Below are 21,694 nucleotides of genomic sequence, written 5' to 3' on the forward strand. Positions count from 1 at the left end.
GGCGCGGACTGCTCGCTACGCGGGCTCGGGGCCGCGCACCCGCTGAATTCTTTTCGACATCGGCTATTGACGTCGCCGTAACAGGTGGCCTAGCGTCCTGTCGAACCGCTTCGTCGAAACGCTTCGACGAAGTTCGGGAGCGGTCCCACCCCAGGCCGGAGGAGGTGCGCGGTGGCCACCATGCACGACGTCGCCCGCCTCGCGCAGGTCTCGGTCAGCACCGTCTCGTACGTGCTCACCGGCACCCGGCCGATCTCGCAGGCCACCCGCAACAAGGTGCTCGCCGCGATGGCACAGCTCGACTACCAGCCCAACGCGATGGCCCGCGGGCTGGCCAGCCGCCGCAGCCGGATCCTCGGCCTGCTGATGCCGATGGACGAACGCGGCCTCGGCGCCACCGAGACCGCGTTCGTCACCGGTGCCGCCGCCGCGGCCAGCGTCGCCGGCTACCACCTGGTGCTCTCGCCGGTGGGCGGGGGCGACCTCGACGACCTGCGTCGGCTGGCCAGTCAGCGGATGCTCGACGGGGTCGTGCTGATGGAGGTCCAGCTGGCCGACGAGCGGGTCACAGTGCTCCAGGAGGCGGGGGTGCCGCTGGTGCTGATCGGCCGCACCGACGACACCAGCACGCTCTCCTACGTCGACATCGACTTCGACCAGACCGTCCGGGAAGCCGTCGCGCACCTGGCCGGCCTCGGGCATCGGCGGATCGTCTACGTCAACCACTCGGCCGCCACGTTGGCCAGCGGTTACGGGCCCGCGCTGCGTACCCGTGACGCCTTCACTGCGGCGATGACCGGGCACGGCCTGGAGCCGGTGATGATCGCGGCCGAGGACAGCGCCGCCGGCGGGCGGGCCGCACTGGCCGCCGCGTTCGCGCAGGCCCCGGAACTGACCGCGGTGCTGGCCATGAACGAGACGGCGATCTTCGGCATCCTCGGCGAGCTGACCGGCCGCGGGTTGTCCGTGCCCGACGACGTCTCCGTCGTCTCGATGGTCACCTCGCCGCAGGTCGCCGAACTGGCCACCCCGGCGCTGACCGCGATGACGTCACCCGGTTCGGCGCTCGGCCGGATCGCGATCGAGGCGCTGACGCGCCACCTGGACGGCCCCGCTGACCTTCGTCACCAGCAACTGCTGCCGTGCACGTTGGAGATCCGGGGGTCGACCGCAGCGCCACGAAGCCGCCAGCCAATGGGGGCCGACAAGTAGATGGCCCGCCGCCGCGCTGCAACGCGACGACGGGCCCCGTGAAGTACCGGCTAGATACTCAACGAGGAGGATGGTAATGCAGCGATTCCGCCGGCTCGTCGCCGCGATCGCCCTGGCGGCGACAGCGACGACCACCGTGGCCGCCTGCGGCGGTGGTGACAACGGGGACAGCAGCGACGCCAAGGTTCTCAAGCTCTGGCACTACGAGAGCGAGAACAGCGCCATGGGGATCGGCTGGAACCGGGCGATCGAGCTCTTCAAGTCCGAGCACCCGGGCGTCGAGGTGCGTTTCGAGCGCAAGGCGTTCGAGCAGATCCAGCAGAACGCGGGCATGATCATCAACTCGTCCGAGGGCCCGGACATCATGGAGTACAACAAGGGCAACGCGACCGCCGGGCTGCTCTCCTCCCAGGGCCTGCTGGCCGATCTGAGCAGCGAGGCCGACAAGCGTGGCTGGGCCGGCAAGCTCAGCCCCAGCCTGCAGACCACCGCCCGGTACAGCGACAAGGGCGTGATGGGCTCCGGCAAGTGGTTCGGTGTGCCGAACTACGGCGAGTACGTCACGGTCTACTACAACAAGGACCTGTTCCAGCAGAACGGCGTCAAGGTCCCGACCACCATGGCCGAGATGACCGCCGCGATGGACACCTTCGTCGGCAAGGGCGTCACCCCGCTGGGCATGGCCGGCGCCGAGTACCCGGCCGGGCAGCTCTTCTACCAGCTCGCCCTCTCCAAGGGCGACCGGCAGTTCGTCGACAACTACCAACTCTACAAGAACCCGGTCGACTTCAAGGCCGACCCGCTCAAGTACGGCGCGGACACCTTCGCCCAGTGGGTGCAGAAGGGCTACGTCGCGAAGAACTCGGCCAGCCTCAAGGCCGAGGACATGGGCACCGCCTTCATCGGCGGCAAGGTTCCGATGATCGTCTCGGGTAGCTGGTGGTACGGCCGGTTCAAGACCGAGATGAAGGCCAACTGGGACACCTTCCTCTTCCCCGGCAACACCCTGCAGGCCGGCTCCTCCGGCAACCTCTGGGTGGTCCCGGAGAACAGCAAGGCCAAGAGCCTGGCGTACGACTTCATCGACATCACCCTGCGTCCGGAGATCCAGGACCTGATCGGAAACAACGGTGGTGTTCCGGTCGCCGCTGACGCGTCGAAGATCAGCGACCCGAAGGACCGCAAGCTGATCGAGGACTTCAACACTGTCAGCAAGCAGGACGGGCTCGCCTTCTACCCGGACTGGCCGGTCCCCGGCTACTACGACGTGCTGGTCTCCGGCTTCCAGGGTCTGATCAACGGCTCGAAGTCGCCCGACCAGGTTCTCGACACGATCGCCAAGCCGTACGCCGATGGCGTCAAGGAGATCACCGGCAAGTGACACGGCGAGCGGCGGGCGCGACCGGCACGACCGGCGCGCCCGCCAGCCCCGCCGGGAAGGATCTTCCATGGCTGTCTCCGAGACGGTCGCCGCCACACCGCCGGCCGCGACCCCCACCCCGCCCGCGCCCAGCCGCAGACGCCGCGGCCGCAACGCGGCGTACTGGCTCTACCTGCTCCCCGGAGCGGTGCTCTTTCTCCTGGTCATCGGTGCGCCGCTGGTCGGCACCCTCTACCTGTCGCTGACCAAGTGGTCCGGCATCGGCGACCCCCGGTGGGTCGGCCTGGACAACTACCAGCAGTTGCTGCAGGACGACGTGTTCTGGGCGTCGTTCCGCAACACCGTCTGGATGCTCGTCGCGATGGTGGTGGTGCCCACAGTGCTCGGGCTGCTGCTCGCCGCGGTGCTCTTCGACGTCATCGGCCGCCGGTTCAAGCCCCGCACCGCCGCCGCGTTGCGGGCCGCGTTCTACCTCCCGCAGGTGCTGCCCGTCGTGGTGGCGGGCATCGTCTGGGGCTGGATCCTGCGCCCCGACGGCGCGTTCAACAGCCTCCTCGACGCGGTCGGTCTCGGGGCGTTACGCCACGACTGGCTCGGCGACCCGGGCACCGCCCTGCCGGCCGTGATGGCCGTGATGATCTGGGTGCAGATCGGCTACCCGGTGGTCGTCTTCATGGCGGCGTTGCAGCGGGTCGACCCCGAGTTGTACGAGGCGGCCGAGGTCGACGGTGCGAACTGGCTGCACCGGTTCCGGGCGATCACCCTTCCGCAGATCCGGCCGGAGACCTTCGTGGTGGCCCTGACCTGCACCATCGCCGCGTTGAAGGTGTTCGGGCCGATCTTCGCCCTGACCCGGGGCGGCCCGGACAACGCCACGAACGTGCCGTCGTACTTCGCCTACTACACGTTCTTCAAGAAGCTGCAGGTCGGCTACGGCTCCGCGATCTCCATGGTGCTGACACTGATCATCGTGGTGGTGGCCGGGATCTTCATCTGGATGCAGGCCCGCAGCGAGCGCCGGGACCGGGGGTTCTGACATGGCCGTCACGCTCACACCGAGCACGGCGCCGGTGACGCCGGCCCGGCCCGTACGCGATCGACACCACCGCGGCGTCAGCCGCTGGGTGGTGCTCGCCCTGGTCACCCTCGGCGCGCTCGTCATGCTGGTGCCGTTCGCGTTCATGCTGCTCAACGCGTTCAAGTCGCCCGGCGACTACTCCTCGGGCGGCCCGCTGAGCTGGCCGACGGAGTTCTACACCAAGGGTCTGCGCACGTACTGGACCGAGGTGAACTTCCCGCTGAAGTTCTGGAACTCGGCGATCATCGCCGGCTCGGTGGCCGTGCTCGGCGTCGCCGTGTCACTGCTCAACGCGTACGCCCTGGGCATCGGCCGGGTCCGGGGCCGGCTGTGGATCGTCGGTCTCTTCCTGCTGGCCAACATGCTGCCGCAGGAGGCGCTGATCTACCCGCTGTACTACGTGGCGAAGCAGGTCGGCCTCTACAACACCCAGCTCTCGGTGATCATCATCTTCACCGTGATCCAGAGCGCGTTCGGCACCTACCTGCTCGCCTCGGTGATGGGCACGTTCCCGCGCTCGCTGCTGGAGGCCGCCGCCCTGGACGGCGCCGGCAAGTGGACGGTGCTGTGGCGGGTGGTCTTCCCCAACCTGCGACCCACCCTCGCGGTGCTGCTCATCTTCTTCTTCATCTGGACGTGGAACGAGTTCCTCATCCCGCTGGTCATGCTGATCGACAACCAGACGCAGACCATTCCGGTCGCGCTCGCGTCGTTGCAGGGCGACCGGCTGATGGACGCTCCGACCACCAATGCCGGCGCGCTGATCAGCCTGGTGCCGGCCATCCTCTTCTTCCTCATCTTCCAGCGCACTCTGGCGCGCGGCATCACGGCAGGAGCCGAGAAGTGAAGTTCACCGACGGGTACTGGCAGCTGCGCCCCGGCGTCAGCGTCCTGCGCCCTGGCGTCGTGGAGTCGGTGGAGCCGGACGAGCGCGGCTTCACCGTCTTCGCACCAACCGGTCAGATCACCGGCCGAGGCGACACCCTCAACCGTCCCCTGGTCACCGTCCGGTTCTTCTCCCCCGCCCCCGGCGTCATCGGGGTGACCATCGCCCACCACACCGGTGGGCTGCCCCGCGAGCCGCACTTCGGGCTGAGCACCGACGAGACACACCCGGTCACCGTCGACGTCACCGGGCTCAGCGCGACGCTGACCACCGGCGAGCTGACCGCGCGGGTCGCGCTCATCGACGGGTGGCGGGTCGACTTCCTGCACGGCGACCGACTGGTCACCGCGTCCACCGCACGCAGCATCGGCGTCGTCACCGACGCCGAGGGCCGCCGGCACGTACACGAACGGCTCGCCCTCGGTGTCGGTGAGACGGTGTACGGGTTGGGCGAGCGCTTCGGCCCGTTCGTCAAGAACGGGCAGACCGTCGACATCTGGAACGCCGACGGAGGCACCGCCAGCGAGCAGGCGTACAAGAACGTGCCGTTCTACCTGAGCAGCACCGGCTACGGGGTCTTCGTGGACCACCCGGAGCACGTGTCGTTCGAGGTCGGCTCCGAGGTCGTCGCCCAGACCCAGTTCAGCGTCGAGGGCCAGTCACTCACCTACTACGTCATCGACGGGCCCAACCCGAAGGACGTGCTGCGCCGGTACACCGCCCTCACCGGCCGTCCGGCCCGGATCCCCGCGTGGTCGTACGGCCTCTGGTTGTCCACCTCGTTCACCACCTCGTACGACGAGAAGACGGTGACCGAGTTCGTCGACGGGATGGCCGAGCGCGGGCTGCCGCTGTCGGTGTTCCACTTCGACTGTTTCTGGATGCGTCAGTTCCACTGGGTCGACTTCATCTGGGACCCGGCGACCTTCCCCGACCCGGAGGGGATGCTGCGCCGGCTGCACGAGCGCGACCTGAAGGTGTGCGTCTGGATCAACCCGTACATCGCGCAGCGCTCGTACCTCTTCGAGGAGGGCCGCGAGGCCGGTTACCTGGTGCGCAACCCGGACGGTTCGGTCTGGCAGTGGGACAAGTGGCAGGCCGGCATGGCGCTTGTCGACTTCACCAACCCGGACGCGGTCCGCTGGTTCACCGGCAAGCTCAAGGCCCTGCTGGACATGGGCGTCGACTGCTTCAAGACCGACTTCGGTGAGCGCATCCCGACCAACGTGGTGTGGCACGACGGCTCGGACCCGCAGCGGATGCACAACTACTACTCGTACCTCTACAACAAAGCGGTCTTCGAGCTGCTGGAGTCCGAGCGCGGCGAGGGCGAGGCCGTGCTGTTCGCCCGCTCGGCCACCGCCGGCGGACAGCAGTTCCCGGTGCACTGGGGCGGCGACTGCGAGTCGACGTTCGTCGCGATGGCCGAGTCGCTGCGCGGCGGGTTGTCCCTGGCCGCGTCCGGCTTCGGCTACTGGAGCCACGACATCGGCGGCTTCGAGGGCACCCCCGACCCGGCGGTGTTCAAGCGGTGGGTCGCCTTCGGGTTGCTCTCCTCGCACTCCCGGTTGCACGGGTCAGGCTCGTACCGGGTGCCGTGGGCGTACGACGAGGAGGCCGTGGACGTCCTGCGGCACTTCACCCACCTCAAGCTCGGCCTGATGCCGTACCTGGCGGCCGCCGCCCAGGAGGCTCACCGCGACGGGACGCCGGTGATGCGGCCGATGTTCCTGGAGTTCCCGGACGACCCGGCGACGGCGCACCTGGACCGGCAGTACATGCTCGGCCCGGACGTGCTGGTCGCGCCGGTGCTCAGCGCCGACGGCGACGTCACGTACTACGTGCCCGCCGGCACCTGGACGCACCTGGTCAGCGGCGCGCAGGTCACCGGCCCGGCCTGGTTGACCGAGAAGCACGGCTTCGACAGCCTGCCGGTGCTGGCCCGACCGGGCGCGGTCATCCCGTTCGGCTCCCGCACCGACCGACCCGACTACGAGTGGGCCGACGATGTGCGGCTGCGGGTGTACGCACCGACCGACGGGCAGCGGACCCGGGTACGGGTACCGTCACCCGGCAACGGACCGGGCGCCGAGTTCGACGTGCGCTACGAGGGTGGGACGGCCAGTGCCGAACTGGTCGCCGGCACCTCGACGGGTTACATCTGCGAGATCCAGGGGACGGAACGATGACGCAACACCACTTCCCGGAGAGCTTCGTCTGGGGGTCGGCGACGGCGGCGTACCAGATCGAGGGCGCGGCGCACGAGGACGGGCGCGGACCGTCCATCTGGGACACCTACAGCCACACGCCCGGTCGGACCCTCAACGGTGACACCGGTGACGTGGCCGCCGACCACTACCACCGGTGGGCCGACGACCTCGGACACATCGCCGACCTGGGGCTCGACGCGTACCGGTTCTCCATCTCCTGGCCCCGGGTGCAGCCGGGCGGCTCGGGCCGGTTCAACCAGGCCGGCATCGACTTCTACTCGCGGCTGGTGGACGGGCTGCTGGAGCGGGGCGTCCGCCCGGTGGCCACCATGTACCACTGGGACCTGCCGCAGGAGTTGGAGGACGCCGGAGGGTGGGCGGCGCGGGAGACCGCGTTGCGCTTCCAGGAGTACGCGGCGGGCATCGTCGGTGCACTGGGCGACCGGGTGCACACCTGGACGACGCTCAACGAGCCGTGGTGCTCCGCGTACCTGGGCTACGCCTCCGGCGTGCACGCGCCGGGTCGGACCGAACCGGCGGCGGCGCTGGCCGCGGTGCACCACCTCAACCTCGCGCACGGCCTGGCCGGTCGGGTGGTTCGGGAGCTGGCCCCGTCCGCCGAGCTGTCGGTGACGCTGAACCTGCACGTCGTCCGGGGCGCGTCCGACTCGGCGCCCGACCAGGACGCGGTCCGGCGGATCGACGCACTGGCGAACCGCGCGTTCCTCGGCCCGATGCTGGACGGCGAGTACCCGGCCGACCTGCTGGCCGACACCGCCTCCGTCACCGACTGGTCGTTCGTCCGCGAGGGCGACGAGAAGCTGATCGCGGTGCCGCTGGACGTGCTCGGGGTCAACTACTACTCCAGCACCCTGGTCCGGGCCTGGGACGGGGTGTCGGCCCGCTCGGACGCCGACGGGCACGGCGCGTCGACGTCGACGCCGTGGGTTGCCGCGGAGAACGTCGACTTCCTGCCGCAGCCCGGCCCGTACACGGCGATGGGTTGGAACATCGACCCGCCGGCGCTGACCGAGCTGCTGCTGCGTCTCCAGCGCGAATACCCCAGCCAGCCCATGATGATCACCGAGAACGGCGCGGCGTTCGACGATGTGGTGTCGGCCGACGGCCGGATCCACGACGACCGGCGGATCGACTACCTGCGTCGGCACATCGGCGCGGTGGCCGACGCCCGCGCGCAGGGCGCGGATGTGCGCGGCTACTTCGTCTGGTCGTTGCTGGACAACTTCGAGTGGGGCTACGGCTACGACCGTCGCTTCGGCATCATCCGGGTCGACTACGACACCCAGGTACGCACCTGGAAGGACAGCGCCCACTGGTACCAGCGTCTCGCCGCCACCGGAAAGCTGGACTCGGCGCAGGACTGAAGTACCCCGCCACGCCCGCACCGAGCTTGCGGCCATGTCCTGACGAGCGTGATGCCTGTGAGTCATCCTGATGACTCACAGGCATCAGGCATTCCGGGAAGCGCGACGCAACGCCTCCTGGGCCGTCGGCTCGACCCGGAACCGTCGGGAAGGTGCTTTCGCCGATCACGGCCTGGGCAGGTGGGCGCAGAGCTTCCTGGGGAAGGCCGGCTCGGTGGTGCGGACAGGTCCGCAGCCGGCCTCCGTCGAGTTGGCGATCGTCTCCCAGCCGCCCTGGCCGGCCCACCGCAGAAAATAGCGGCGCACGTTGACCGACGCGTCGCAGCCGGGCCGCGGCTCGGCACCGCAGGGCACCGGATCGAACGGCACCGTCATGACCAGCCAGGTGCCGTCGCAGCCCTCGACTGATCCGGTCGAGTGCCGGGACACGTCCATGCCGCGGACCACGACGCTCACCCACGCCTGGTCACAGTGGTCCTTCGGCATCGGACCGCAACCGAAAGTCGGGTCGCAGCGCTGGTACCCCGCACCGTCGGGCTTCCACGGCTGCTCGTTGAGCACGACGGTCCGGCCGGCAATCGGCCCTGGCGCTGTCAACGTCACCTCGCCCGGCGTGTGGGTGGGGCAGGCCCCAACCACCCCGGACAGGCGCGAATCCTGCACCACGTTGGCGTAGATCCGGTTGTTCTCCTCGGTGAAGTAGGTGATTCGCGGATTCCGGGAGCAACCATCCGCGTCACCCAGCAACGCCACGGTCAGCACGAGCGAGCGCGGGTCCGCGCCGGCCCGGACGGCCGTGACATCAGTCTGGTAGGTGGTCCAACCGGTGTCTGCGGCCGGGCCGACCTGCACGGGCGCGTCGCCCGGCCTGGCGCAGCCGACGAGCACGGCCAGGCACAACAGGGCGGTGGTGAGTCGACGCATGCACCGAGTATCGCCAGTGGACGGCCCGGCACATCCGTACGGATACTCAGGCCGCCTTAGACCCCGACGCGCTGCGGCGGGACGGTGAGCCCGTAGAGCTCCATCAGCTCCGGGGTGTCGATCCGGCTGCCGTCGGCCACCGAATCGCAGGCGATGTCGACGATCTGGTCCTTGTGCGCCAGCAGGTACGGTCGGGCGCCCACGTCGGCGCTGGCGAGGGTGGCGATCCCGGGCCAGTGCCGGCGGCCGAAGAGCATCGGGTAGCCGCGCAACCCGTCGTAGGTGGCGCAGACGAGCACGTCCGGGTACGGCAGCGCGGCCACCCGGCGGACCGCCACGGCGGTCAGGCCCGGCATGTCGACGGGGACCACCACCACCGCCTCGATCCCGTCGTCGTCCATGGCGGCCAGGCCGGCCCGGATGGACGAGCCGACTCCGGTGCCCCACGCCTTGTTGATCACAACGGTGGCCTTGCCCAGGTCGGCGGTCTCCCGGACCTGCTCAGCGGCGGCACCCAGCACGACCACGATCTGCTCGCAGCCCGCCTCGGTCATCGTGTCGATCATCTGATTGACCAGGGGCTTGTCTCCCTGGTGCAGCAGCGCCTCGGGACCACCGATCCGTCGTCCCCCGCCTGCGGCGATGATCATTCCTGCGATCCGGTTCAGCTGCGCCCCCTCCAGCACGGGATGGACCGTGTCCGATCCACCCCCTCCTACGGACCTTGCAACGAGGGCGGCCGCTCGCGGGTGGCGGGGCGTAAAGGAGAAATAGTGCAACCGTTATACACCGGACCGTGGCAGCGCCCCCGCACCGTCGCCGCCACCCCCTGCCGGGAGTCGTTGATCAAGTGATGAAAAGTAGGTCAGGAGCGCTCCTGGAACCTACTTTTCATCACTTGATCACGGTGAGAGCAGGGGTCAGGCCGCGTCGGCGTAACAGTCGACGATGGACAGGTCCAGGGGGAACCGGACCGGCGTCGCGCCGAAGAGCAGCGCGGAGGCGCGCTCGCCGCAACGGTTGACAGCCTCGGCGACCGCCTCCGCCTGATCGGCCGGTGCGTGCACGACCACCTCGTCGTGCTGGAAGAAGACCAGCTCGGCGTCGGTGCCGGACAACTCCGTCCGCAGTGTGGCCAGCAACGTGGAGGCCCACTCCGCCGCCGTGGCCTGGATGACGAAGTTGCGGGTGAAGCGCCCCCGGGACCGGGCGGCCCGCGCCCGCGGACTGTGCGGGTCACCCGCCCCCTCCGGATCGGAGGGCTCGTCGTCGAGATCACCGAACCCCGCCGAGCCGGGCGGACACGTCCGCCCCAGCCACGACCGCACCAGCCCACCGTTCTCACCGGTACGCGCCGCAGCCTCGACGTAACCGAACGCCGTCGGGTAGCTGCGCTTCAGCACCGCCAACGCGGGCACCGCGGCCCCGCCGGTCTGCCCGTACATCGCGCCGAGCAGTGCCACCTTGGCCTTGGCCCGGTCGCCGCCGAACGAGTCCCGGGCCAGGGCCGCGTAGAGGTCGCCGGCACCGCCCGCGGCCGCCAACCGCGCGTCGTCGGAGACCGCGGCCAACACCCGGGGCTCCAACTGACCGGCGTCGGCGACCACCAACCGCCAACCCGGATCGGCCACCACCGCCCGCCGGATCACCTTGGGGATCTGCAACGCGCCACCACCCCGGGTGGCCCACCGGCCGGAGACGACGCCAGCCGGCACGTACTCCGGTTGGAACCGGCCGCCCCGCACCCACTGATCGAGCCAGGCCCAGCCGTGCGCCGTCCAGATCCGGTAGAGCTCCTTGTATTCCAGCACCAGCGGCACCGCCGGATGGTCCACCCCGCGCAGCACCCAGGCCCGGGTGTTGGGCAGCTCCACCCCGACCCGGGCGAACGCCTTCAGCAGCTCCGCCGGGGAGTCCGTGTGCAGGCCGCGTACGCCGAGAGCGTCGGCGATCCGGGCGGCCAGCTCGGCGAGTCGGCGTGGCGGACCACCGACCGGGGACGCCTCGCCGAGCAGCTCGTGCAGGATCTCGTTGTGCACGTCGGCACGCCAGGGCAGCCCGGCGACGCCCATCTCCGCCGCGATCAGCGCGCCGGCCGACTCGGCGGCCACCAGCAACCGGAACCGGCCGGGGTGCTCGGTCGCGGCGACGCGGGTGAGCTGGTCGGCGTACACCTGGGTCAGTGCCTCGATGCCCGGGCCCGGCGGACCGGGCAGGGTGTCGAAGAGCGCGCCCTGCCCGTGCCCGGGCGGTGCGGCGGCGCGCGGCGGCGGGTCGGGCGGCACCGCCGCGCCGGTCAGCCGTGCCCAGGCGGCGGCCAGCGAGCGGGGCTCACCCCAGCGGCCCGCGTGCCCGAGCAGCAACGCCTCGGTCAACTCCACGTCGTGACAGCGATCGACCCGGACGCCGGCGCGCAGCAGCGACGGGTAGACCGCCGTGGCGGTCGACCAGACCCAGCGCGGGTGCTCGGCGGCCTCGCGGGCGGCGACCGCGGCGACCAGATCGGTGACGACCTCAGGCGGCCCGGTCGGCCGCCCGGTGACGTCCAGCGGGCACAGCACTCCCCCACCCCGCTCGTCGGACACCACCGCCACCAGCACGAACGTGATTCTGCCTCTCCCCTCCGACACAAACGGAGGCGCACCTCACCATGATCGGGTCAGTGCGGCGTCGGAGGTGGTCGGTAGCGTGATCGGGTGCCTCCCCAGATCCCGCATCCCGATCCTGGCACCCCCGACGCCCGCGGTCCGATGCGCTACCTCTGGTGGCTGGTCCGCTGCCAACCCTGGCGGGTGCTGCGCGGCAGCCTGATCGGCACGGCCTGGATGATCGGGCTCTCGGCCCGGCCCTACCTGATCGCCCGCGCCGTCGACGACGGGCTGCGCGAACGCGACACCCAGGCCCTGGCGCTCTGGGTCGCGGCGATCGTCGTCGCGGGCGTGGCCCTGTCCTACCTGGGCATCATGCGGCACCGCACGATGACCTTCATCCGGGAGGACGCCAAGGCCCGCTCGGCGGAGGTTCTGCTGCGCCACCTGTCCCGCATCGGCGCGGTGCTGCCCCGCCGGGTCGGGGCGGGCGAGGTGTCCACCATCGGGGGGTCCGACATCGACTGGACGGCGCAGGTGCTGACGCTGACCGGGCCGGGCGTCGGCGCGGTCGTCGCGTACGGGGTGATCGCCGTGGTGCTCTGGTCGATCTCACCGATGCTCGCGCTCTGCGTGCTGGTGGGGGTGCCGGTCGTCGGTCTGATCGTGGGGCCGCTGCTGCGCCGCCTGGAGCAGGTCGAATCGGTCTACCGCCGGCAGCAGGGCGCGCTCACCGCCCGATCCGGCGACATCGTGGCCGGGCTGCGGGTGCTCGCCGGGGTGGGCGGCCGGGACCTGTTCGCCCGGCGGTACGCGTCCCGGTCCCAGGAGCTACGCGCCGAGGGCTACCGGGTCGGCGCGGTCAACAGCTGGATCGACGCGGCGACGGTCGCCATCCCCGGGTTGTTCCTGGCGGCGGTGGTGTGGCTCACGGCCCGGATGGCGGTGACCGGTGACGTCACGATCGGCGAGTTGGTCGCCGTCTACGGCTACGTGGCGACCCTGATCGTGCCGGTCTGGTTTCTGCTGGAGGGCAGTCACCAGCTCATCCGCGGTCGGGTCGCCGCCCGGCGGATCGCCGATCTGCTCAACGTGACACCGGACGACGTCGGTGGCCCGGGTCGCCGGTGGCCGGGCGCCGTGCCCGAGGCACGCCGGCCGGATGCCCTGGCCGCACCGGTCGGCCCGGCCGACCTGCACGACCCGCTGACCGGCCTGACCGTGCGCGCCGGCCAGCTGACCGGGGTGGCGGCAGACGACCCGGCGGCGGCCGTGGCGTTGGCCGACCGGCTCGGCCGGTACGTCGCCAGCGACGTCACCTGGGGCGGCGTGCCGCTGCGCGAGGTCGCCCTGGACGAGGTCCGCGCGCGGATCCTCGTCGCCGACCACGACTCCTACCTCTTCGCCGGCACGCTGCGCGACATCCTGCGCGCCGGGGCCGACGACGACGACGAACGGATCGGCGCGGCCCTGCGGACCGCCTCGGCACAGGACGTCGTCGACGCCCTGCCCGCCGGGCTGGACACCCCGATCGACGCCCGAGCCCGGACGCTCTCCGGCGGTCAACGCCAACGGCTGCGCCTGGCCCGGGCGCTGAGCGGCGAACCCGAGGTGCTGATCCTCGTCGACCCGACGTCGGCGGTGGACGCGCACACCGAGGCACGGATCGCCGAGCGGCTGCGGACCGCGCGGGCCGGGCGGACCACAGTGGTGATCGCCACGTCGCCGCTGCTGCTCGGCCGGGCCGACCTGGTCGCGCTTCTGAGCGCCGGCCGGATCACCGCCACCGGCAGCCACCCCGACCTGCTCGACGACGACCCGGCCTACCGGCACCTGGTGGCCCGCGGCAGCGAGGAGGCGTACCGGTGAGCCGACTGCCGGTGGCCGACCGCCGCACCGTACGCCGGGCCCTGCGGGACATGATCAGCCGGCACCGGCGCGCCGTCGGGGTCGTGCTGGCGCTGCACAGCGCCGCCGCGGTCACCGGGCTCGCCCCGCCCTGGCTGCTGGGCACCATCGTCGACCGGGTCACCGCGGGCGCGAGCGTGGCCACTGTGGACCGGTTGGCACTGGCCATCGCCGGCTGCGTCCTGGTCAGCGCCCTGCTCTCCCGCTACGCCCAGTACGCCGGCCACCGCTTCGGCGAACGGGCCGTGGCCGAGCTGCGCGAGGAGTTCGTCTCCCGGACCCTCGGGCTTCCCGTCTCGGTCGTCGAGCGTGCCGGCTCCGGGGACCTGGCCACCCGCAGCTCGGTCGACGTGTCGACGGTCGGCACCACCGTGCGGGACGTGGTGCCCACCATCGTCATCGCCACGGTGCAGTTGACGTTGCTGTTCGGGGCGGTCTTCCTGCTGCACCCGCTGCTCGGGTTGGCCGCGCTGGCCGGGCTCCCGTCGATCGTGGCGGTGACCCGCTGGTACCTGCGCCGGGCCAGCTCCGCGTACCTCACCGAGGGCGCGGCGGCGGCCGAGCTGACCGAGACGCTGACCACCACCGCCGAGGGCGCGCGCACCGTGGAGGCGCTGCGGCTGACCGACGACCGGATCAAGCACGGCACCACCCGCGTCACGATGGTGTGGCGGGCCCGCCGGGCGACCCTCGCGCTGCGTACCGTGTTCTTCTCGGTCGTCGAGGCCAGCTATCCGCTGCCGGTCGCCACGGTCCTGCTCGTCGGTGGCTACCTGTTCTCCCGGGACATGGTGTCGCTCGGCGCGGTGGTCGCCGCCGCGCTCTACCTGCAACAGGCGATCGACCCGATGGACCGGCTGTTGCAGTGGACCGAGCAGGCGCAACGCGGCTTCGCGTCGTACGCGCGGCTGCTCGGCGTCGGCATGGTCCCGCCGGAACCACCCGGCACGACCGCCTCGTCACGGGGTGAGCGGCTCGTCGTCCGTGGGGCCCGGTTCTCCTACTCCGACGGGCCGGACGTGCTGCACGGCATCGACCTGGAGGTGCAGCCCGGTGAGCGGCTGGCCGTCGTCGGCCCGTCCGGCGCCGGCAAGTCCACCCTGGCCCGGCTGCTGGCCGGGATCGACGCGCCGCGGCACGGCGTCGTGAGCATCGGCGGCTGCCCGGTCACCGACCTCGACCCGGCCGAGCGACGCCGCCGGATCGCCCTGGTCACCCAGGAGCACCACGTCTTCATCGGCTCGGTACGCGACAACCTCTCCTTCGCCGCGCCCGACGTCTCCGACGAACAGATGCGCGCCGCGCTGCTCACCGTGGGCGCCGAGTGGTTTGCCGAGCTGCCCGACGACCTGGACACCCAGATCGGCGACGGGGCCCGTCAACTCGGTGCGGCCGAGGCCCAACAGCTCGCGCTGGCCCGGTTGGTGCTCGCCGACCCGCACACGCTGATCCTGGACGAGGCGACCGCCGCGCTCGATCCGTCCACCGCCCGCCGGACCGAACGCGCGCTGGCCGCCGTGCTGGTCGGGCGGACCGTCATCGCGATCGCGCACCGGCTCAACACCGCGCACGACGCCGATCGGGTCGCCGTGCTCGCCGACGGTCGGATCACCGAGATCGGCAGCCACGACGAGCTGGTCGCGGCCGGCGGGGCGTACGCAGCCCTGTGGCACTCCTGGCACACCCGCGTCGACGAGCGCTGAGCGTCCTACTTCACCGCGCCGGAGGTGAGGCCGGCCTGGATCTGACGCTGGAACACCGCGTACACGATGATCATCGGGAGGATGGCGATGGTCAGCGCGGCGAACAGCCCGGACCAGTCCGCCTCGTAGCCGGCGTTGACGGAGATGTCGGCGATGCCCTGGGTGAGGACCCATTTGTCCTTGGCGTTGGAGAGCAGCACCAACGGGAGCTGGTACTGCGCCCACTGACCGATGATGTTGAAGATCGTCACGCTGATCAGGCCCGGCTTCGCCATCGGCATCATGACCTGGAAGAACAGTCGAGTGTGCCCGCAGCCGTCGATCATCCCCGCCTCGGCCACCGACGACGGCAACGTCTTGAAGAACGCGGCCAGGAAGAACACCGTGAACGGCAACGAGTACGCGCTGTAGACCAGCACCACTCCGGTGTGGGTGTCCAGCAGACCCAGGTTCTTCACCACGAAGAAGAGCGGCACCAGTGCCAGGAAGACCGGGAAGGCCAACCCCGAGACGAAGAGGAAGTAGACCGCCCGGTTGCCCCAGAACTTGTAGCGGGCCAGCACGTACGCGGCCATCGAACCGAGCAGCATGGTGAGGAACGTGCTGCACGACACCACGATCACGCTGTTGAGGAAGTATCGCCCGACGTGCGCCTTGGTCCAGGCCCGCCCGAAGTTCTCCCAGCGCAGCTCGGCCGGCAGCGTCCACGGGCTGCTGAAGATCTCGCTGGTGTTCTTGAACGCGGCGAGGAAGGTCCAGAGGATCGGCACGATCACGATCACCGCCCACACGGCGAGCGCGACGTGCCCCAGGCCGGCGAATAGCCGTACCTCCGAGCGGGGGCCCTTGCTCCCCGACCCGGCGGGGGCGGACGGGTCACCGGTCTTCGGCGGTAGCGCCGCCGGCGTCGGCGGCAGCGTCGACTGCGGATTCATCAGTACTCCACGCTTTCCCGCTTGGTGAGCCGCAGCGTCAGCGCCGCGAACGTGAGGGTGAGGAAGAACAGCGCCACGCCCATCGCCGAGGCGTAGCCGTACTTCGAGTAGACGAACGCGTTGCGGTAGATCTCCATGGCGAGCACCGTGGTGGCGCCGTCCGGGCCGCCACCGTCCACCGAGAGCACCGCCACGATGGCGAACGCGTCGAACGCCGCGATCCCCAGGTACACCCAGGCCACCTGGAGGGTGTCCCACAGCAGCGGCAGGGTGACCCGGAAGAACAGGGTCACCTTCGTCGCCCCGTCCATCTCGGCGGCCTCGTAGATCTCACCGGGGATGGAGGCCATCCCGGCCGAGAAGAGCACCACGTAGAAGCCGACCGCCTGCCAGACCAGCACCGCGATGATCGACCAGAGGGCCAGGTTCGGCTTGACCAGGAAGAGGATCGGCTCGAGGCCGAACTTCATCAACACGCCGTTGATCAGGCCGGACTCGTTCGGCCGGTACACCATCTGGAACAACACCGCGATGATGGCCACCGCCAGGACCTGGGGGAAGAAGAACACCACCCGGTAGAACTTCGCCCCCCAGACCCCCTGGCGTTGACCACCGCTGCTCTTGCCGCCCACGTTGAGCAGGAAGGCGAAGAACAGGGCGATGGCAATGGTGATCAGCGGCAGGGCAAGCAGCAGTACGCCGTGGTGCTGGACCGCTTTCCAGAAGGCCCCGTCGTCGAGCAACCTCCGGTAGTTGTCGAAGCCCACCCACTGCGGGGCCGACAGCCCCCGCCAGTTGGTCATCGAGATCTGGAACGCCTGCGCGTACGGCCAGATCACGAAAGTCACGTACAGCGCGACCGGGGCGAACAGGAACCCGATCACGAATGGATACTTGCCGTGCCGCATGACCCTAGCTCCGATCGATCAGCGCTTGAACTTGGTGACGGAGCTGTCCTTCTTGATGGCGTCGGCGCGCTTCTGGATCCGCTCCACGAAGGCGTCCGCGTTGATCCGGCCGAACATCAGCTCGTTGGTGGCGGTGCGCGCCTCCGTGTCGAGCTCCTTGTACCAACCGTCGAAGTACAGGTTGAACACGTCCTGACCGGCCGCCTTGAGCGCGGCCTGCGAGCTGGCCACACCGGGCGGGAAGGAGAAGCCCTCCGAGCCGGCGGTGACCACGGTCGGGGCCTTGACCACCTCGGTGAAGCCCTTCGCGCCCGCCGTCGAGAGCATCTGACGCATGTACTCCAGCCCGCCCTTGGGGTTCTTGCTCTTCGCCGAGACAAAGTAGCCCTCACCGGCGGTGGCGCGCAGCGCGGTGGCCGGCAGCTTGTCCGACGCGGACATGCTCGGCACCGGCATGAGCTGGTAGTCGAAGCCGGCCGGGGTGTCCTTCTTCTGCTCGCCCTCCAGCCAGTCACCGCTGGGGTACAGGGCAACCTTGTACTGGTTCTGCCGCAGCTGCACGTCGGTGTGCTTGAGGCCCTCGAAGCTCTTGTCGCTGAACTTCGCCCCAACCTCGGCCCATGCGGTGGCCGCCTGCTTCACGGCGTCCTGCTGCCAGGCGCCGTCCTCCAGGTTGTCGATGTTCTTCAGCACGTCCGTGCCGCCGATCTTGGCGGCGTGGGTGAGGATCACGTTCCACTGGTAGTAGGCCGCGTTCGCACCGGCGTAGCCGTACGGGGTGATGCCCTTGGCCTTGATGGCCGTGAGCAGGGTGATGAACTCGTCCCAGTTCTTCGCCGGCGCCCAGCCGTTGTCCTTGAACAGCTTCGCCGAGTACCAGATGCCGAAGACCGTGGAGACGTAGTACAGGACGAACGGCTTGCCGTTGAACGAGCCCGCCTCGATGGTGCCCGGCACCACCGTGTCGCGGACCTTCTTGCTCGGGTCGTCGACCGACGGCGCGTCCCACAGCTCGGTGAGGTCCTGGAGCTGCCCGTCGGCCACGAGCGCGCCGAAGTCCATCAGCTTCTCGCCCGAGTTGTTCACGAACTCCGGCGGGTTACCGGAGGCGAACCGCGGCTGGAGCACGGTGGAGACGGCCTGGGTGGCCTGGTGCTTGACCTCCGCCTTGGGGAACGCCTTCTTGTACAGCGGCTCGTGCACGTCGGTGGCGTACTTCTCGCCGTAGCCACCGTTGAAGATGACCACCTCGATCGCGGCGTCCTCCTTGACGCCCAGCGGGTTCTTCTCGCTCTTGGTGCCGCCGGCGACCTGCTCGTTGTCGCCGTCGCTGCCGCTGGTGGCGCAGGCGCCGAGCAGGCCGATGGCCGGAGTGGCGAGCATGCCCACGGCGGCGGCGCGACGCAGCACCGTGCGACGGTCGAGTGCGGCCGGGTGTTCGGGGGTAATCGACATCGTCGTCTCTCCTTGTGAAATTCGGGTCATGCGGTACGCCGGAGACGTCCGGCGTACCGCGACTCGAGGGCGAGGTTGTGCTCGTCCCCGCCGGGGACGTTGGCGGAGAGGTAGATAGGGGGCACCTCTCCGGCCTGGTGGAACCGTCGTACGACCTCGGCGGTCAGCAACTGCGCCAGCAGCGCGGTGGTGACCGAGGAGACCGCACAGACCGCGCCGCCGCCCTCGAGCGGCAGCAGTGCATCGCCGTACGGCGCGCCGTTGTCCAGCACGACGTCGGCGAGGTCGGCGAGCCGGTGCCCGGACGGGTGCCGTGGGGCGACCCGCGCGGTGTGCTCGACCGAGGTGACCGCGATCAACGGGTGACCGCGCTCGGTGACCAGCGCCGCCAGCTCGACCACCGAGCCGTTGATGCCGGATTGGGACGCCACCACGAACACGTCGCGCGGCTGGGGGGCCGCGAGCGCGTAGATCTGGTGGGCGATGGAGGGATCACGTTCCAGCTTGGGGTCGGCGAGCACGTCACGCGGGGCGTCACCGTGCATCACCAGGTCCCGTACCGAGAGCCGGTTGGTGGGGACCAGCCCGCCGGCCCGGGCGACCAACTCGGCGGCGAACGCCTCCGAGTGCCCGGCGCCGAACGCCTGGAGCACGCCGCCGTCGCGCAGGCTGTCGGCGATCAGGTCGGCGGCCCGGGTGATCCCGTCGGCCTCCGAGTCGAGCAGCCGGTCGAGCACCGGGCGGACGGCGTCCGCGTACCCCTGGGCGCTGATCACGAGCCGGCCCCTTTCGCTGCCTTGTGCCCGTCGACGGCCTGCGCCGTCCGCCGGAAGGCCGCGTGCGCGCGGTCGTGCGTGCGTTGGGCGACGGCGATGTAGAGCAGGTCGAGCACCACCAGTTGGGGGTGCCGGGCAGAGAGCGCGTCCGGCCGGAAGGTGGTGGCCTGGCTGGCCGTGAGCAGCACGATGTCGGCCAGCTCGGCCAACGGGGAGCGGGGGAAGCCGGTGAGCGCGAGCGTGGTGGCGCCCCGGCTGCCCGCCTCGGCGAGCATCTCGATCGTCTCCCGGGTCTGCCCGGTGTGCGAGATCCCGAGCGCCACGTCTCCGGCGCGCAGCAGCGCGGCGCTGGCCAGCCCCTCGTGCACGTCGTTCCACGCCCACGCCGCCACACCGATGCGGTGCAGGCTGAACTGCATCTCCTCACCGACCAGGGCGCTGCCGCTGGCACCGAAGATGTTCACCCTGCTGGCGCCGGCGATCGCCACCGCGGCCCGCTCCACCTCGCTGAGGTCGAGCAGGGTGGCGGTGTCGTGCATGGCCCGGGTGTCGGCGGCCATGATCTGGTCGAGCACCCGGGCGAGCGGGTCGCTCGGCTGGATCTCCCGTCCGATGTCGACGGTCCAACCGGCCGAGCGGGCCCGGCCGGTCTCGGAGGCGATGCCCAGTCGCAGGTCGGCGTACCCCTCGAAGCCCATCGCCCGGCAGAAACGGGTGATGGTCGCCGGCGAGGTGCCACTGCGCTCGGCCAGCTCGACGATGGTCGAGCGGGCGGCGGCCTCCGGGTCGCTGAGCACGTGCTCGGCGACGCGGTGCAGGGCACCGGTCAACTCGCCGAGCCCGTTGCGGACCCTGGCCAGCACCCCGTCGGAGGTTGATCCGAGGGCGTTCCGCCGGTCGATCGCATCGGCGTCGACCACCGCGGTCCCCGCAGCGGTGTCCACCTCATGATCAACCATCGACGCCTCACATTTTCAAAGGACTCTTAACTGTTAGTGGTAAAATTTCTTACTGAACGACCGTCTATGTCAAGACCGTGGGCGAAGTTTTCAAACTGTTACCTGGCGCACAGCCCCTCACGCCGGCCACAACTTGCCCCGCACGACCCCGCCGACCAGCATGAACAAGCCAGATCGCCGTTCCGCGCAAGGAGACCGTGCCGATGTCCGACACCGTGGTGGTGGGTCTCGATGTCGGCGGTACGTCCACCCGGGCGACCGTCCTCACCCTCACCGGGCAACGCGTCGGCACCGGCCGAGCCGGCGGCGGCAACCCCACCAGTCACGGCGCCGAACGCGCCGCCGCCGAACTGCTGACCTCGCTCCGCGAGGCGCTCGCCGACCTCGACCCGACCCGGGTCGCCGCCGGCACCATCGGTCTCGCCGGAGCGGGCCGGCTGCTCGCCGACCCGGCCGGACGGGCCGCCTTCGACCAGGCCTGGCACGACGCCGGCCTGCGCTGCCCGTACGAGGTGCACGGCGACGCCCTGGTCGCGTACGCCTCCGGCACCGCCGCCCCGGACGGAACCATCCTCATCGCCGGCACCGGGGCGATCACCGCCCAGGTCCACGAGCTGCGGCTCGACCGGGTCGCCGACGGCCACGGTTGGCTGCTCGGCGACGCCGGCTCGGGCTTCTGGCTCGGTCGGGAAGCCGTGCGCCGGCTGCTCGCCGACCTCGACACCGGCCGCGGGCTCGGCGCACTGACCACGACCGTGCTCACCGACATTCTGGGCAGCGCCGACATCGCCGCCCGCCCCCGGGACACCGTCGACGCCACCATCCAGGCGGTGACCCGTCGACCCCCCATCGACCTGGCCCGGCTCGCGCCGCTGGTCGTCGACGCCGCCACCCACGGCGACCCGGTCGCCACCGAACTGATCACCGACGCGGCCGGGCACCTCACCGAGAGCGTGACCCGCATCCGCCCCGCCGGGGCTGTGACACCGATCGTGCTCGGCGGCGGCCTGCTCACCGCGGACACCCCACTGGCCGCCGCCGTCCGGGCCGAGATCGCGCGACACTGGCCGGACGCGCCACTGCGTACCGCCGGAGACGGTGCCGCCGCCGCAGCCTGGCTGGCCGCCCGTGGCCTACCCGAGGTGACCGACCCTGCGGCCCTGCACGCCCGCCTCTTCCCCACCCCCTGAAGCCGTCCGCGCTGGGCGCGCGCCGCCCCGCACCACGCGCCCCGCACCACGCGCACCGCGCCCCGCGCACCGCGCCGTGCCCCGCGCACCGCGCCGTGCCGTGCCGTGCACCGCGCGCCGTGCCGCGCCGTAGCGCGCGCATGATCGCACTCGATCCAGGATGTAGTGCCCTCCGGCCGCGACGAGGGGACTCTTT

The 21,694-nt window shown here is 70.7% G+C and carries 17 protein-coding genes; 9 read left to right on the forward strand and 8 right to left on the reverse strand.

The features are described 5' to 3' along the window. The first annotated feature begins 180 nt into the window (after positions 1-180). The 6 genes from ACFYP0_RS25690 to ACFYP0_RS25715 all read left to right on the forward strand — a co-directional run bounded on the left by ACFYP0_RS25690 (position 181) and on the right by ACFYP0_RS25715 (position 8,152). On the forward strand, positions 181-1,212 hold the full coding sequence (locus ACFYP0_RS25690; RefSeq protein WP_355494879.1) for a LacI family DNA-binding transcriptional regulator: 1,032 nt from the start codon (positions 181-183) through the stop codon (positions 1,210-1,212). Positions 1,213-1,288: 76 nt separating this feature from the next. Continuing rightward, positions 1,289-2,593, forward strand: a complete 1,305-nt coding sequence (locus ACFYP0_RS25695; RefSeq protein ID WP_386997867.1) for an ABC transporter substrate-binding protein — start codon at positions 1,289-1,291, stop codon at positions 2,591-2,593. Between the two features lie 67 nt (positions 2,594-2,660). Next, positions 2,661-3,629, forward strand: coding sequence for a carbohydrate ABC transporter permease (locus tag ACFYP0_RS25700; RefSeq protein WP_112583000.1), 969 nt, complete (start codon positions 2,661-2,663; stop codon positions 3,627-3,629). A gap of 1 nt (position 3,630) precedes the next feature. Beyond that, positions 3,631-4,518 (forward strand): carbohydrate ABC transporter permease, encoded by an 888-nt coding sequence (locus ACFYP0_RS25705; protein WP_124858623.1) that lies wholly within the window; start codon positions 3,631-3,633, stop codon positions 4,516-4,518. Then, positions 4,515-6,746: an alpha-xylosidase gene (gene yicI, locus ACFYP0_RS25710; RefSeq protein WP_124858624.1), complete on the forward strand. Its 2,232-nt coding sequence runs from the start codon at positions 4,515-4,517 to the stop codon at positions 6,744-6,746. The genes ACFYP0_RS25705 and yicI overlap by 4 nt, the downstream gene beginning before the upstream one ends. Then, the gene (locus ACFYP0_RS25715; RefSeq protein ID WP_124858625.1) at positions 6,743-8,152 is read left to right on the forward strand and encodes a GH1 family beta-glucosidase; all 1,410 of its coding nucleotides are present in this window, start codon (positions 6,743-6,745) and stop codon (positions 8,150-8,152) included. The genes yicI and ACFYP0_RS25715 overlap by 4 nt, the downstream gene beginning before the upstream one ends. A gap of 165 nt (positions 8,153-8,317) precedes the next feature. Here the strand turns inward: ACFYP0_RS25715 and ACFYP0_RS25720 are convergent, their stop codons facing one another. From ACFYP0_RS25720 to ACFYP0_RS25730, 3 genes are all read right to left on the reverse strand, one after another. Further along, on the reverse strand, positions 8,318-9,076 hold the full coding sequence (locus ACFYP0_RS25720; protein WP_124858626.1) for a hypothetical protein: 759 nt from the start codon (positions 9,074-9,076) through the stop codon (positions 8,318-8,320). A gap of 56 nt (positions 9,077-9,132) precedes the next feature. After that, positions 9,133-9,726 carry a nucleotidyltransferase family protein gene (locus tag ACFYP0_RS25725; protein WP_124858639.1) on the reverse strand — a complete coding sequence of 198 codons (594 nt, stop codon included), beginning with the start codon at positions 9,724-9,726 and terminating at the stop codon, positions 9,133-9,135. 270 nt (positions 9,727-9,996) lie between these two features. Then, positions 9,997-11,706: a bifunctional 3'-5' exonuclease/DNA polymerase gene (locus tag ACFYP0_RS25730; RefSeq protein WP_124858627.1), complete on the reverse strand. Its 1,710-nt coding sequence runs from the start codon at positions 11,704-11,706 to the stop codon at positions 9,997-9,999. A 120-nt stretch (positions 11,707-11,826) separates the two neighbouring features. On the opposite strand from ACFYP0_RS25730, the gene ACFYP0_RS25735 reads away from it, so the two are divergent. Both ACFYP0_RS25735 and ACFYP0_RS25740 read left to right on the forward strand, forming a co-directional pair. Further along, complete coding sequence (locus tag ACFYP0_RS25735) at positions 11,827-13,533, forward strand: ABC transporter ATP-binding protein (protein ID WP_244219052.1); 1,707 nt, start codon at positions 11,827-11,829, stop codon at positions 13,531-13,533. Positions 13,534-13,583: 50 nt separating this feature from the next. Continuing rightward, entirely contained in the window at positions 13,584-15,275 is a 1,692-nt protein-coding gene (locus ACFYP0_RS25740) for an ABC transporter ATP-binding protein (protein ID WP_244219053.1), read from the forward strand. Between the two features lie 5 nt (positions 15,276-15,280). Here ACFYP0_RS25740 and ACFYP0_RS25745 read toward each other — a convergent pair whose 3' ends face one another. Genes ACFYP0_RS25745 through ACFYP0_RS25765 form a run of 5 tightly spaced genes read right to left on the reverse strand, consistent with a single transcriptional unit; the run spans position 15,281 to position 20,308 of the window. Beyond that, positions 15,281-16,210 (reverse strand): carbohydrate ABC transporter permease, encoded by a 930-nt coding sequence (locus ACFYP0_RS25745; protein ID WP_124858630.1) that lies wholly within the window; start codon positions 16,208-16,210, stop codon positions 15,281-15,283. Continuing rightward, positions 16,210-17,118 (reverse strand): carbohydrate ABC transporter permease, encoded by a 909-nt coding sequence (locus ACFYP0_RS25750; RefSeq protein ID WP_124858631.1) that lies wholly within the window; start codon positions 17,116-17,118, stop codon positions 16,210-16,212. Before ACFYP0_RS25750 ends, ACFYP0_RS25745 begins: the two co-directional genes overlap by 1 nt. An 18-nt stretch (positions 17,119-17,136) precedes the next feature. Continuing rightward, a complete protein-coding gene (gene ngcE, locus ACFYP0_RS25755; protein WP_124858632.1) occupies positions 17,137-18,573 on the reverse strand; it encodes an N-acetylglucosamine/diacetylchitobiose ABC transporter substrate-binding protein in 1,437 nt (478 codons plus the stop codon). Between the two features lie 26 nt (positions 18,574-18,599). Beyond that, the gene (locus tag ACFYP0_RS25760; RefSeq protein WP_091403970.1) at positions 18,600-19,349 is read right to left on the reverse strand and encodes a sugar isomerase domain-containing protein; all 750 of its coding nucleotides are present in this window, start codon (positions 19,347-19,349) and stop codon (positions 18,600-18,602) included. Then, entirely contained in the window at positions 19,346-20,308 is a 963-nt protein-coding gene (locus ACFYP0_RS25765) for a MurR/RpiR family transcriptional regulator (protein WP_124858633.1), read from the reverse strand. The genes ACFYP0_RS25760 and ACFYP0_RS25765 overlap by 4 nt, the downstream gene beginning before the upstream one ends. 203 nt (positions 20,309-20,511) lie before the next feature. On the opposite strand from ACFYP0_RS25765, the gene ACFYP0_RS25770 reads away from it, so the two are divergent. Further along, positions 20,512-21,498: an N-acetylglucosamine kinase gene (locus tag ACFYP0_RS25770; protein WP_386997873.1), complete on the forward strand. Its 987-nt coding sequence runs from the start codon at positions 20,512-20,514 to the stop codon at positions 21,496-21,498. Positions 21,499-21,694 lie beyond the last annotated feature (196 nt).

The organism is Micromonospora arida (assembly GCF_042873195.1).
GTDB classification, from domain to species: Bacteria; Actinomycetota; Actinomycetes; order Mycobacteriales; family Micromonosporaceae; genus Micromonospora; species Micromonospora arida.